The sequence below is a fragment of the Qipengyuania sp. genome, assembly GCF_043423005.1.
Classification (GTDB): Bacteria; Pseudomonadota; Alphaproteobacteria; order Sphingomonadales; family Sphingomonadaceae; genus Qipengyuania.
Genome location: NZ_JBHWMI010000051.1, coordinates 19,771 through 31,918, shown reverse-complemented (window position 1 = coordinate 31,918; position 12,148 = coordinate 19,771). Strand labels below are relative to the sequence as shown.

Annotated in this window: 13 protein-coding genes and 1 tRNA gene; 4 read left to right on the top strand and 10 right to left on the bottom strand. The window is 64.8% G+C overall.

Features of this window, described 5'->3' with window-relative positions; all coding sequences use genetic code 11:
* Positions 1-3: 3 nt before the first annotated feature.
* On the top strand, positions 4-915 hold the full coding sequence (locus tag ACHFFA_RS08555; protein ID WP_394270428.1) for a diacylglycerol/lipid kinase family protein: 912 nt from the start codon (positions 4-6) through the stop codon (positions 913-915).
* On the opposite strand, the gene purC is transcribed toward ACHFFA_RS08555, so the two are convergent.
* Entirely contained in the window at positions 896-1,702 is an 807-nt protein-coding gene (purC, locus tag ACHFFA_RS08550) for a phosphoribosylaminoimidazolesuccinocarboxamide synthase (RefSeq protein WP_394270427.1), read from the bottom strand. The genes ACHFFA_RS08555 and purC overlap by 20 nt on opposite strands.
* 155 nt (positions 1,703-1,857) lie before the next feature.
* Between purC and ACHFFA_RS08545 the strand changes: the two genes are divergently transcribed.
* On the top strand, positions 1,858-2,448 hold the full coding sequence (locus ACHFFA_RS08545; RefSeq protein ID WP_394270426.1) for a GNAT family N-acetyltransferase: 591 nt from the start codon (positions 1,858-1,860) through the stop codon (positions 2,446-2,448).
* Between the two features lie 17 nt (positions 2,449-2,465).
* On the top strand, positions 2,466-3,374 hold the full coding sequence (locus ACHFFA_RS08540) for a hypothetical protein (RefSeq protein WP_394270425.1): 909 nt from the start codon (positions 2,466-2,468) through the stop codon (positions 3,372-3,374).
* 44 nt (positions 3,375-3,418) lie between these two features.
* Here ACHFFA_RS08540 and ACHFFA_RS08535 read toward each other — a convergent pair whose 3' ends face one another.
* The 8 genes from ACHFFA_RS08535 to infA all read right to left on the bottom strand — a co-directional run bounded on the left by ACHFFA_RS08535 (position 3,419) and on the right by infA (position 8,502).
* Positions 3,419-4,057, bottom strand: a complete 639-nt coding sequence (locus ACHFFA_RS08535; RefSeq protein WP_394270424.1) for a TadE/TadG family type IV pilus assembly protein — start codon at positions 4,055-4,057, stop codon at positions 3,419-3,421.
* The gene (locus ACHFFA_RS08530) at positions 4,054-4,665 is read right to left on the bottom strand and encodes a TadE/TadG family type IV pilus assembly protein (protein ID WP_394270423.1); all 612 of its coding nucleotides are present in this window, start codon (positions 4,663-4,665) and stop codon (positions 4,054-4,056) included. Before ACHFFA_RS08530 ends, ACHFFA_RS08535 begins: the two co-directional genes overlap by 4 nt.
* Positions 4,662-6,128: a Tad domain-containing protein gene (locus tag ACHFFA_RS08525; RefSeq protein ID WP_394270441.1), complete on the bottom strand. Its 1,467-nt coding sequence runs from the start codon at positions 6,126-6,128 to the stop codon at positions 4,662-4,664. Before ACHFFA_RS08525 ends, ACHFFA_RS08530 begins: the two co-directional genes overlap by 4 nt.
* A gap of 218 nt (positions 6,129-6,346) precedes the next feature.
* Positions 6,347-6,421 (bottom strand) — tRNA-Phe (locus ACHFFA_RS08520).
* Between the two features lie 89 nt (positions 6,422-6,510).
* The gene (locus ACHFFA_RS08515; RefSeq protein WP_394270422.1) at positions 6,511-6,699 is read right to left on the bottom strand and encodes a DNA gyrase inhibitor YacG; all 189 of its coding nucleotides are present in this window, start codon (positions 6,697-6,699) and stop codon (positions 6,511-6,513) included.
* Positions 6,696-7,682: a ribonuclease gene (locus ACHFFA_RS08510; protein WP_394270421.1), complete on the bottom strand. Its 987-nt coding sequence runs from the start codon at positions 7,680-7,682 to the stop codon at positions 6,696-6,698. Before ACHFFA_RS08510 ends, ACHFFA_RS08515 begins: the two co-directional genes overlap by 4 nt.
* On the bottom strand, positions 7,675-8,250 hold the full coding sequence (locus ACHFFA_RS08505) for a Maf family protein (protein WP_394270420.1): 576 nt from the start codon (positions 8,248-8,250) through the stop codon (positions 7,675-7,677). Before ACHFFA_RS08505 ends, ACHFFA_RS08510 begins: the two co-directional genes overlap by 8 nt.
* 6 nt (positions 8,251-8,256) lie before the next feature.
* Positions 8,257-8,502 carry a translation initiation factor IF-1 gene (gene infA, locus ACHFFA_RS08500; RefSeq protein ID WP_047806247.1) on the bottom strand — a complete coding sequence of 82 codons (246 nt, stop codon included), beginning with the start codon at positions 8,500-8,502 and terminating at the stop codon, positions 8,257-8,259.
* A gap of 141 nt (positions 8,503-8,643) precedes the next feature.
* On the opposite strand from infA, the gene ACHFFA_RS08495 reads away from it, so the two are divergent.
* Positions 8,644-10,971, top strand: a complete 2,328-nt coding sequence (locus ACHFFA_RS08495; protein WP_394270419.1) for a hypothetical protein — start codon at positions 8,644-8,646, stop codon at positions 10,969-10,971.
* On the opposite strand, the gene ACHFFA_RS08490 is transcribed toward ACHFFA_RS08495, so the two are convergent.
* Complete coding sequence (locus tag ACHFFA_RS08490; protein ID WP_394270418.1) at positions 10,968-12,146, bottom strand: NAD(P)/FAD-dependent oxidoreductase; 1,179 nt, start codon at positions 12,144-12,146, stop codon at positions 10,968-10,970. The two genes, ACHFFA_RS08495 and ACHFFA_RS08490, sit on opposite strands and share 4 nt — an antisense overlap.
* Positions 12,147-12,148 lie beyond the last annotated feature (2 nt).

The window sequence follows — 12,148 nt, the reverse complement described above, 5'->3', positions numbered from 1 at the left end:
GGCGTGGCTCGCATCGACCTGATCTTCAACCCCGTATCCGGCAGCTTCCGCCAACGCAGGCTGGACGCCATCGCGCTGGCCCTGAAGGACGAAGGCTTTGCCGTGACGGTCCTTGCCACGACTGCCGAAGGAGTTCGCTTTTCAGGCGCTGCGGATATCGTCGTCATTCACGGCGGCGATGGCACGGTCCGCGATGTGGTTGGGGCGCTGGGCGAGCGGGCGGGGGATGTGGCGCTGGCCGTCGCGCCTTCGGGGACGATCAATCTCGTCGCGCGCGAACTGGGCTTTTCGCCCGCACCGGCAACGTTCGCGCGCGACCTTGCCGCAAGCTGGCGGCGGGGAGCGCACGGCATACTGACCTCGCCCCTGTTCCGGGTGGGCAGGGTGCCGATGGTGTCCTGCCTTTCGATCGGGCCCGACAGTCATGCAGTGGCGAAGGTTTCGGGCGCTCTCAAACGGCGGATGGGACGCTATGCCTATGTCGCCGCGTTCCTGCGGCAGATGCGCGACTGGCCGCGCGAAAGCATCGGCATCGAAGGCCAATTGTCCGACGGGACGCCGTTCGAATGCGAGGCCGAGGCGGTGATCGTCTCGCACGCCGCGCTGTACGCCGGCCCCTTCCGGCTGAGCCCTGATGCGGCCCTGCACACGGATACGGTGGAGCTGATCACGCTCGACCGATCTACCCGCTCGCGGATGATGCGCCTGTCAGGTGCGGCGATGATGGGATTGTCGCTGCAACAGCGGGGGCTTGCGGAAATTCGTACCTGCCGGCGCATCGTGTTTGATCACAGCGTCACCCCCATGCAAGTCGATGGCGATCCGATGCCCGCCGCGGGAAGAGTCATCGAGGCCAGCGGACTGAGCTTGCGGTATCTCGTCCCGCGGCGCCTTGCTATTTCTTCGGCGGCTTGATCGACGCCCGCAGCCGCCCGCGATGCGCGCTCATGTCGAGCACCTCGCCGGGGCCGCTGTCCTCGTTCTGCAACAGCCCAAGCCGCCGGGCGACCTCCTGATAGGCTTCGCTCTCTCCGCCAAGATCGCGGCGGAAGCGATCCTTGTCGAGCTTTTCGCCGGTGTTGATGTCCCACAGGCGGCAGCCATCGGGGCTGATCTCGTCCGCCAGGATCACCCGGCTGTAGTCCTGATCCCAGATGCGACCGAATTCGAGCTTGAAGTCGATCAGGCGGATATTGATCGCGCTGAACATTCCGCAGAGGAAATCGTTGATGCGGATCGCCATGCTCGACATATCCTGCATCTCTTCGTGGCTGCACCAGTTGAAGCAGGCGATTTCCTCTTCGGAAACCTTGGGATCGCCAAGGCTGTCATCCTTGTAGCAATATTCGATCAGGGTGTGCGGCAGCAACTCACCCTCTTCGATGCCGAGGCGCTGGCTGAGGGAGCCTGCGGCGACATTGCGCACCACAACCTCCAGTGGAATGATCTCCACCTGCCGCACCAGCTGTTCGCGCATGTTCAGGCGCCGGATGAAGTGAGTGGGGATGCCGATGTGCGACAGGCGGGTGAAGACGTATTCGCTGATCCGATTGTTGATGACGCCCTTGCCGTTGATGGTGCCTTTCTTCTGGGCGTTGAAGGCGGTGGCATCGTCCTTGAAATACTGGATGATCGTGCCCGGCTCCGGCCCTTCGTAAAGGATCTTGGCCTTCCCTTCGTAAATCTGGCGGCGGCGGGCCATCGGCATCGTTCCTTCGGAAGCATGGGGCAAAAACGGTGGCGCCCCGGCAACCGGGATCGACGGATCCGCAGAGCCCGGGGCGTTGCTCTGGCGCATACAGACTAGCGCCGGGCTAGGCAATTGCTCTTGCCTGCGGGTGCCGCTAGGTAAACCGCATGGGGGTAGAAATAAGGCCATTGCGCGGTGGGGAGATGCGGGCGCAGCTCGATGCGCTCGCATTCCTGCGCATCGCTGTGTTCGAGGACTATCCCTACCTCTATGCCGGCGACATTCGCTACGAACGCAACTATCTCGCTCGTCTGGCGAACGCTGAGGGAGCGGTGGTGATCGGTGCCTTTGCAGCCGACCGGCTCGTCGGCGCGGCCACCGCTTCGCCCATGCGTCAGCAGGGTGACGGGTTCTGCGATACGGTGGAAAAGGCAGGCTATCGTCCCGATGCCTTGTTCTGTTTCGGCGAGAGCGTGCTCCTGCCGGAGTACCGCGGACAGGGCATCGGCCATCGCTTCTTCGACGAGCGGGAGCGGCTCGCGCGCCAGGCTGGCACGACCCACACGGTCTTTTGTGCGATCGCCCGGAAGGACGATGACCTTCACGCGGCGCGGCCGGGCGCATATGTCGCGCCCGAAGGGTTCTGGCGCCGGCGCGGCTATGCCCCGATTGACGGGGCAACGATGACGATGGCCTGGGAGGAGCATGGCGGCGAGATGGTCGATCACACCATGCAATTCTGGGCCCGTCCTCTCTGACGATCTACGGGCGCGAAGTGCCTGCCCCGCCGCCCTTTCATTACGACCATTCGGGGCTGACGATCGCAAGCGCCTTCGAATTGCCCGAATGGCAATGCTTCGCCGGTTTGCCGATTGGCGCGCCCGATGTTGCGATCAGCGTCGGGGCTATGGCAGGCGGGGCGGCAAGGCCTGATGGCGAGGTCGAACGGGTAAGCAATAGCCTGGAGTTCGCCATCGACGGGATAGCGCGATGGCGCATTTCGGAGGGTCGGATCATTAAGGTACAGCCTTTCCCCGATGCCGATTGGCGGGGAGTCAGGCTGTTCACGCTGGGCAGCGCCTGGGCAGCCTTGGGTTACCAGCGCGGATTTGCGGTCTGGCATGGCAGCGTGGTTGCCCGGGGCGGGCGGGCCCTGTTGCTGTGCGGTGCCCCCGGGGAGGGTAAGAGCACCCTTGCCGCCGCCCTCGCAGAGTCGGGCTGGGTGCTGGTCGCCGATGACCTGTCCCGAGTGGAGGCAGGGGCTGGCGGCGCCCGGGTCTATCCGTCCAGCGACGGGGTAAGGTTGTGGCGCGAGGCCATTGCCCATCTCGGATGGCAGAATCGGGCGATCGCCCGCGATTGGCTGAGGGAAGACAAGTATCGCTGTGCCGTGCCCCGGACAGCGGCCGGGGGTTCGCCGGTTCCCCTCGCAGCGGTGGTGGTGCTGGAAACCGGCCGGGACCTGATGCTCGAACGGCTTTCAGGGTCCGACGCGCTGGCTGCGGCGTTCCGCGGAACCCTTTACCGCCCCGGCATGCTCGATGCGCTTCAGGCTTGGGGGCAGCAGGCGAATCTGGCGGCCCAAATCGTGAGAGATACGCCGGTCTTTCGGCTGACCCGCCCGCGCGACCTCATGACAATCGCCGAAAGCAGGGACGCAGTGGCGCAGCTCGTCACGCCATGAGTGGAGCGGGGGGAGAAAGTCGCCTATCGCGGCGAGGTACTAACTCACGCGCACGTATGGACGGCCAGGCCGGACCCGTTGGCGATATCCTGATTGACGCGGCTGCGCACGTTGAAGGCACTTTCGTGGCGAATGCGGCCGACGTCGAGCCAGCCCCGACCTATCAGTGGCTGGTATTCGTACGTCACCTCGACGAACATCACCGCGGTTTCTGCCGCAGCCCTGATCTTGTGACCGGTCGGACCCATTCCATCTCTCAGCGTGTTGTCGGTGCGGCCCTTGCCCTGAATCCCGTAGGACGGGGCGATCGCAAGCTTTCCCCAGCACCGCTGCCAATGGATCATCTGCCCCGCGGTGGTGCCAGTCCGCCCATTGTTCTGGAGCGAGGACAGCACCACCCGGCCATGATCCTCGAACGTGATATCCTGGCCCAGGACCCGGGCACCGGCGAACACCTCATAGATGTTCGCCTCGTCCACGGCGACAGGAATACGCCCGGCATTATCAGCCACGGTCACCGCGATTTGATTGACGCGCATATGGGCCAGCAGAAAGTTCGTCAGTTCGACCCCGCCAAGCATCAGTGTGAGCAACAGCGGCGCTGCAAAGGCGAATTCGATGAAGGCAACGCCGTGTTGATCGCGGATCAGGCGGCGGACGAGTTTGCAGTTGTGCATCATCATACACCGCACCGTACGGGTGGAGTGGCTTGGTCACCGAAGGGCTGGTTGCGCATGGCCGCAGCGGCCTTGATCGTGATCTTGTCACCGATCGGCACGAAGACGTGGATCGGAATCAGGCGCGGCATGGTGAGGGTCATTTCGTAGAAGGCGACATCGTTCGCGCCGCCCACTCCGGTTCGACCGGTATCGAGATCGTATTTGCCGTTGTCGTTAAGATCTTCGAAGCAATCGTTGTGGGACCGGTCATAGGTGCCGTCCTTGTCGACATCGCGGACAAGTTTCTCGGGATTGCCGATACCGCTGAAGTCAAAGAAGTTTTCGATCTTCAGATCGTAGGTCGCACCCGGCGCGAGCGGATCGACCTGCTCGCGAACCGTGTTCTTGATTCGCTCCTGCAATGTGGCCCCGGCGGCGGAGAAGATCGGATCTTCGACTCCCGCCCGCCGCGCACTGTCCGACAGGGCGCCCTGCATCTGGGTCTTGATCCACATCCGATGGGCAAGGTCCATGCCGCCGAACAGCATCGTGCAGAGCGGAACGAGGATCAGCGCGAATTCGGTGATGGTGGCACCGGCGGTATCGCGCAGGAGTGAGGTGCGGGCGCTCATCGTGTCAGCCTCAGATTGCCGATGCCCTGGCCGATCTGCTCGAAGACTTCCTCGAGGTCATCGCCATCGCTCGTGTAAAAATGGTCGCTGCTGGTGGCGCAGGGTTCGATATCAGCGGTATTGTCCTCGTCGAGGGCGATGACCCAGACGGTGACGCCCATCGACCGCACCACGTCGCAGATCGCGAGGAACCGCGCCGTGTGCTTGGCATTGGTGGTGCCGCTGCCGGTCATGCGGTTCTGGAAGCTGTTGATCCCGAATGCGGAATACAGTGTGTCGCCGGTGTCCAGGTCGCCGTCGGTCATGAAGACGATGTGCTGGTTGATCGGGATGTCGCCAACATGGGTGGGATTGTCAGCGGAGAAATAGCCGGTTCGGGAAATGAACCGCGCGCCCCACAGCATCCCGATATCGTGATAGGTGCCGCCAGTTACTCGCGCGGTGGCGTTATTGATGGCGGTGTTGAACGCGGCTTCGCTGGCATAGGTGCGCAGCTTTACCGCCTCCGATGGGCATCCCGTCTGAACCCAGGTTCCGCCAATCTGATAGAACCGGACGCCGTTGCTCGTGGTGTTGCCGGTGTTGGTATGAGCCGGTGGATCGTAGCGACCGTATTGGCGGACGGTGTCGGTAGAGCTTGTAGCCATGCGATCGATGTCGTCGCGAATGACAGTCCGTCGCAGGCGGACCGGCGAAGCCGCCTCGCCAATGCTCGGACGCTCCTCGATGCAGCCATTGCCGCTGGTCCGGAACGAGGTCTTGTTGGCTTCCTCGTTCGTGCCGTTGGAATTCCAGCTCGACTGGTTGATGTGCACCGTCTTCTCGGCGCGCCAGACCCCATCGGAATCGCGTACCCGGTGAACGTACTGCTGCAAGCGCAGGATATCGTTGTTCCGCAGCGAACGCGCCACATTCACCGTGTGCGAATAGGGCACGATGCCATAACGGGTTTGCGAGTTGGGATCGTTGCCCAGCGCGCGGTACAAGCCCGCCGCCCCCGTGCGCAGCGATGCGATCTTCGTCCGTCCGCCTCCCGATGGCGGACTTAGCATCGATCCGGTAACGTCCAGCACCAGCACGATATCGTTGTTGGCCTGATCGCGCCGGGCATTGCACTCGACCGAGATCGGAATGGTATCGAAACCGAAGATGTGCATCAGGGTGGTTTCGACATTCGCCGACGCGTTGCCGAGCAGTTCCTGTGTATCGGTCGGGTTCTGCTCGATCTCGAACACGATATCGCGCGACAACGAGGCGCCGGCCTCGTAATTGAAGTCGAAGAACTTCTGGGCCTCGGCGCGATTTCCCAGATTGAAGGTCATGCCGAGCATCGACTGCCGGCCGGCGAGAACTGCGGAATCGCACGCATTTTGCAGCTTCGTGCGGGCCATGTAGGCCGCGCTCATATCCACCGCGCCGCCCACCAGGATCAGCAGCGGTATCAGTGCCGCGGCCGATAACATGAGCACATTACCGCCTTCGTCCCGGACCAATCGGTTAAACAGCTTACCCACCCGGACCTCCGCAAACCCCGCCGCACGATGAATCGGACGCGGATAGCGAACCGTACGTAGAAGTTCTTAAGACAAGGTTTCCGGCGCTGACTGGTCGGCTGGTTGCGACAGGTTGACCGAGCAAACCATCTACAGGTTGCTGTCGTTCGGGACGTTCACGAGGGGGATGGTGCCCGGGGGCGGAGTCGAACCACCGACACGACGATTTTCAGTCGTCTGCTCTACCACTGAGCTACCCAGGCGCACTGCATCGGAACGGGCCATCGAATGGCCGGACCGGCAATGAGGAGGCGCCTATGGCGAAGCCCTTGCCGCTTGGCAAGGCACTATTTCAGTCGTCCCTGTCTGCCCCGGTCAGTTCGGCAGCGATCTCTTCCGGCGGCGCCGGGCGGCCGGGCACCGCATATCCTTCGCCGAACCATTGCGAGAGATCTCGATCACGGCAGCGACTTGAGCAGAACGGCGCAAAGTCCGGACTGCGCGGCTTGCGACAGATGGGGCAGGGGCGGGACGTCGTCATGAGGAAAGCACTTGCACATGACTGAGATCGTAAGCCAGGGCGCTTTCGTCAACCTCCACCCGGGCGCACCGCCCGGTGCGCCTGACCAGCTCGGCAAGCCATTCGGGCGCGATAGCTGCGGCAATGTTATGCGGTGCTGTGATTACGGAAACGCCCGGACCATCCAGCGCCTCGGCCTTGCGCAGCAGCCAGCGGGCATAGGCCCCGGCGCGGTCCGACTGCAGAAGGTTGAGCAGCGAAGGCCGCTTCATCCGGGCTACCAGCTGGACGAACCCGAAGCCGTTCATCGCCGTGCGCTCGTGCGGCCAGTCTGCCAGCGCCCCGTTGAGCCGCGTGTCGATCGCGCGGCGCAGCGACCTGTCCGGCACGGTGGGAAAGTCGACGCCGATATTGCCCCCAAGGCCGAAGCGCCTGATTGTTCTCGCGAGGGCCGGCACCGCTTCCAGTGCCACTTTATCTGGCCGCGCCCCGGGCTCGCCGTCAACGTCGATCAGCAGCATGGCCGGGGTGGGATAGAGCTTGAGCGAGCCGCCGGCAAATTCGACAGATTGCTCAACCGCCTCCGCCCACAATTCATCCCAGCCGAGTGCGTTGTCGAAGCGCCGCACCACCTGCGCAGTCTCTCCGGCAAGGGCGAGCTGTTCCGCCAGCGAGGGGCCAGGGCGCAAGGGCGCATCGCTCGGGCGGGTCTGCGCCAGCTTAAGCCTGCCGGCTTCCCAAATTTTCGGCCGCGTGACCTCGACGCGGATGGCCGCACCCTCGCTTGCATTGGCGGGCAGTCGATCGACCTGCGCCCTCTCGCCATTGGCGAACAGCACGACCCCGCGCCGCGATCCGGCTGGCTTGCTGACAAGCTTCGCATCCTCGACCTGGCCCGTGGCGAGGCCGCCGGGCCAGTGAAGCAGTGCCGCCGCGATGCCATGAGGGCCGGGGCGGATCGCGCGATGTTCGCCGATCCCCTCCTCGACCAGCCACTCAGCCAAGCGCGAACCCCGCCGAAACGAGCAGCGCGCGAGTTTCGTAGAGCGGCAGGCCCATCACCCCGGAATGGCTCCCGTCGAGCCGCTTCACCAGCCCTTCGAAAGCGCCTTGGATGGCGTAGCCGCCGGCCTTGCCGCGCCATTCGCCGCTGGCAATATAGGCGTCCATCTCCTGCCCGGTAAGGCGCTTGACCTGAACCATCGTGTCGGAAAGCCGCTCGCGAATGGTGCCGTCCGGCGCGCGCAGTGCAATCGTAGAAAGCACATGATGCCGCCGACCCGACATCAGCTCGAGGCAGCGCCGCGCAGTCGCCTCGTCCTCGGCCTTGGGCAGGATGCGCCGACCGACCGCGACGACCGTATCGCCGGCGAGGACATAGGACCCCGCATTGGCGGCGGCTTCGGCCTTTTCGCGCGCCATCCGCACGGCATAGGGGCGCGGCAATTCGTCCTTGTGCGGGGTCTCATCGATATCGGCGGACAGCACGTCAGCAGGCACGACGCCGAGCCGCGCGAGCAGTTCGCGGCGGCGGGGACTGGCGGACGCGAGGATGAGTGTGGGCGGGCCCACCGGCGCTTATTGCGGGCCGGGGCCGCCGCGGCCGGGCATGAAGCGGTAGGTGATGCGCGCCTTGGTCAGATCGTAGGGCGTCAGTTCGCACAGCACCTCGTCACCGACCAGCACGCGGATGCGGTTCTTGCGCATCTTGCCGGCCGTGTGCCCCAGCACTTCGTGACCATTCTCGAGCTCCACCCGGAACATCGCGTTCGGTAGCAGCTCGACCACCTTGCCGCGCATTTCGAGGAGTTCTTCTTTGGCCATCCGTATCGCTGTTCCGTGCTGTTGGTCGATTGGTGTCGCGCGCCCATAGCGGGGGGCCGGATAAAAGGGAAGGCTTACGCGTAGGGGCCTATCGCGCCAGTTCATCGGCGCGCAACCGCTGCATCACTAGCCGGGGTCACCGTGCGTATTCATGATCTTTCCCCCCTTCCGTTCATTGCCCTGATCCTTGCCGCGCCGGTGGCCGCGCAAGCGCAATCCGATGCGCCCGTTGTCGCGCAGCCTGATGATCAGCCCGAAGAGCCGGACCTGGAGGACGAGGACACCGCGACGATCATCGTCCAGGGTACGCGCATCCGCGGGCAGCTGATCGTCGACGAGCCGCCGATCGCGGAATATGACGAGGCGGATATCGCCGCGCTCGGCGCCGGGTCGATCGAGGATCTCCTCGAAGCGATCGCCCCTGATACGCAGAGCAACGCGCGCGGGAGCCGGGGCGGGGGGCGGCCGGTCTTCCTTATCAACGGCCTTCGGGTATCGAGTTTTCGCGAGTTTCGCAGCTATCCCCCCGAAGCGATCGCCAAGCTCGAGGTATTTCCCGAATCCGTCGCACAGCGGTTCGGCTATTCCCCCGATCAGCGCGTCGTGAATATCGTTCTCAAGCCGAATTTCCGCGCGGTCACGGCCGAGGTCGAATACGGACAGCCCGGCAGCGGTGGCTATTCGCGCAACGAGCAGGACGTCACCTATCTTCGCATCGCCGAGGCCGGGCGGCTGAACTTCACCGTCGATGTCGAGGACAGCAGCCTGCTGACCGAGGCGGAGCGCGGGCTTGCAGTTGCGGGCGAGGAGGACGCGGCGCCGTTCCGCAGCCTGTTGCCTGATACTTTCGGACTGGAGGCGACGGCAAATTACGCCCGTGCCTTCATCGACAGCGGGACGTCGCTGTCCCTCAATGCGACATACGAGCGAGCACAGACCCGGTCACTTTCAGGGCTGGGCGCAGACGGGTTATCGGCGCTCGAGCGGCGCGGCAGCACCGACAGCCTTTCGCTGGGCGGCAGCGTCAACCGCCGTCTTGGCGACTGGACGGCCACCCTCACCAGCGACGGGGTGTACGAAGAGAGCGAGACCGAGATCGATCGCCGGGCCGGGGACGGGTTCGACATCGCGCGTTCCCGCGTCACCACCCTCGTCAACAAGGCGACGCTGGTGGGTTACCCAATCGACCTTCCGGCGGGCGAGGTGACGACGACGCTCGACCTCGGGCTGGACTGGAAGAATTACCGTAGCAATGATTCCCGGGCCGACACGGTGCTCGATCTGACCCGCCGGCGCCTTGCGGGCGGGGTCAACCTCTCGATCCCCGTGGCCCGGCGGGGTGGCCACTGGGGGGCGCTCGGCAGCGTCAATGTGAACCTTTCGGGCGGGGCGGAAGACCTCTCGGACTTCGGCACCCTGCCCAACTGGACCGCCGGTCTGAACTGGCAGCCGACCGAGGCGCTGTCGCTGTCCGCCACCCGCATCTGGCGCAAGGTCGCGCCCGGTCTTACCGATCTCGGCCGGCCGCGGGTCGACGAGTTCAATGTCCCGGTGTTTGACTATCTTACCGGCAATACGGCGCTGGCGACCATCATCACTGGCGGCAATCCTGGTTTGCTGGCCGAGACTCAGGCGGACTGGCAGTTCGCCGCCAACTGGAAGCTGCCGTTCTGGGACGATGCCCGGCTGCAGGCTGATTACGGCATCAACCGGTCGCGCAACGTCACCTTCACCCCGGGGTTCAGCGCGGCTTTCGAGACAGCCTTTCCCGATCGCGTCACACGCGACGCCGATGGATCATTGTTGACGATCGATCGCCGGCCGCTGACCCTTTTCGGCACCCGCAGCCGCATCCTGTCCTTCGGCCTCAGCGCCCGCGGGCAGATCGGCAAGGCGCCGGAACGCCCGGCCGGCCGCGAAGCCCGGCGCGGGGGCGATGGCGCCGGCGGCGTGCCCAATCCGTTCGCCCGCGGACGGGACGACGGAGATCGTCGTCCGCGCTATTTCGCGAGCCTCAATCATACGCTCACGCTCGACAACGAAATCGAGCTTGCCGCAACCGGGCCGGTATTCGACCAATTGGATGGCCAGTTGCTCGGCAATACCACGGTGCCGCGCCATTCGACGCAGGTCGAAGGTGGGTTGTTCCTGCGCGGATACGGGTTCCGCGTATCGGCCCGCTACACCGGCGAAGCGACCATTCGCGGCTTCGACGGGGCAGGGCAGGGTGACCTGTTCTTCGGCGACCTGGCGACGGTGGACCTGCGCCTGTTCGCGGAACTCGATGAGGTGCTGAAGCGGGAAGACGGCTGGTTGGAGGATCTGCGGCTGTCGCTGGTCGTCGACAACCTCTTCGATGCACAGCGCCGCGTCACCGATGCCAGCGGCGTCACGCCGGAGGCTTACGATCCGCGGCGGCTCGATCCGGTAGGGCGGTATTTCGGCATCGATCTGCGCAAGGCGTTCTAGCGCGCGCCGATCGCATCGCCTGCCGCAACCCCGCTCGCCCAGGCCCACTGGAAATTGTAGCCGCCGAGCCAGCCCGTCACGTCAACCGCTTCCCCGATGGCGAAGAGCCCGGGGACGCGCGTGGCCTCCATCGTTCGCGAGGACAGCTCGCCGGTAGCGATCCCGCCGGCCGTGACTTCGGCCTTGGCGAACCCTTCCGTGCCGTTGGGGTGAAAGGTCCAGCGCCCAAGCCTGTCCTGCGCCTGGCGCAGCGCCTTGTCGCCAAGATTTCCGAGGTCGCCCGCCAGCCCGAGCCGCTCGGTCAGGATATCGGCAAGGCGTTGGGGCAACAGGTTCCGCAGTACAGCCTTGACCGTGGTCTGCGGAGTTTCGCGCTTGCGTTGCAGCAGCCAGTCGCCTGTCTGGCCAGGCAGAAAATCGATCGTCAGGGCGGAGCCCGGTTGCCAATAGGAACTCGCCTGCAGGATCGCCGGACCCGATAGCCCGCGATGGGTGAACAGGGCGGCCTCGGCAAAGCTGGCCTTGCCGGCGGTCGCATGGACCGGGGCCGCCACGCCGGAAATATCGCCGAACAGGACTTCCTCGCCGCCCAGGGTCAGCGGGACGAGCGCGGGGCGCGGCTGGATCACCTTCAGTCCGAATTGCCGGGCAAGGTCATAGGCAAAGCTGGTGGCGCCCAACTTGGGGATCGACGGACCGCCGGTCGCGATCACCAGCGCGGGGGCAGAATACCGGCCGCGATCGGTCGTGACGTGAAAGTTGCCTTCGTGCGAAACCCCCCTGATCGTTTCGCCGCAGCGAATGTCGACCGCGCCCCCCGCGCATTCCGCCAGCAGCATGTCGACGATCTGGCGCGCGGACCCGTCGCAGAACAGCTGACCGAGGGTCTTTTCATGCCAGGCGATGCCGTGGCGCTCGACCAGATCGAGGAAATCGCGCGCCGTGTAGCGGGCGAGCGCGCTCTTGGCGAAATGAGGATTGGCCGAAAGATAGTTCGCCGGACTGGTGCCGATATTCGTGAAATTGCATCGTCCGCCGCCGGAGATGAGGATTTTTCTGCCGACCGTTTCGGCCCGTTCTAGCACCACCACCCTCTTGCCCGCCTGTGCAGCGCGCGCGGCACACATCAGCCCTGCCGCGCCTCCGCCGAGGATGATCGCGTCATGTGCGGCCATCG

What these genes read in the sequence shown, in the direction of transcription:
- ACHFFA_RS08530 (WP_394270423.1), bottom strand. Translation starts at nt 4,665, where the DNA reads ATGAGCGCCCGCACCTCACTCCTGCGCGATACCGCCGGTGCCACCATC.
- purC (WP_394270427.1), bottom strand. Translation starts at nt 1,702, where the DNA reads ATGGCCCGCCGCCGCCAGATTTACGAAGGGAAGGCCAAGATCCTTTAC.
- ACHFFA_RS08490 (WP_394270418.1), bottom strand. Translation starts at nt 12,146, where the DNA reads ATGGCCGCACATGACGCGATCATCCTCGGCGGAGGCGCGGCAGGGCTG.
- ACHFFA_RS08525 (WP_394270441.1), bottom strand. Translation starts at nt 6,128, where the DNA reads ATGTTATCGGCCGCGGCACTGATACCGCTGCTGATCCTGGTGGGCGGC.
- ACHFFA_RS08515 (WP_394270422.1), bottom strand. Translation starts at nt 6,699, where the DNA reads ATGACGACGTCCCGCCCCTGCCCCATCTGTCGCAAGCCGCGCAGTCCG.
- infA (WP_047806247.1), bottom strand. Translation starts at nt 8,502, where the DNA reads ATGGCCAAAGAAGAACTCCTCGAAATGCGCGGCAAGGTGGTCGAGCTG.
- ACHFFA_RS08535 (WP_394270424.1), bottom strand. Translation starts at nt 4,057, where the DNA reads ATGATGATGCACAACTGCAAACTCGTCCGCCGCCTGATCCGCGATCAA.
- ACHFFA_RS08545 (WP_394270426.1), top strand. Translation starts at nt 1,858, where the DNA reads ATGGGGGTAGAAATAAGGCCATTGCGCGGTGGGGAGATGCGGGCGCAG.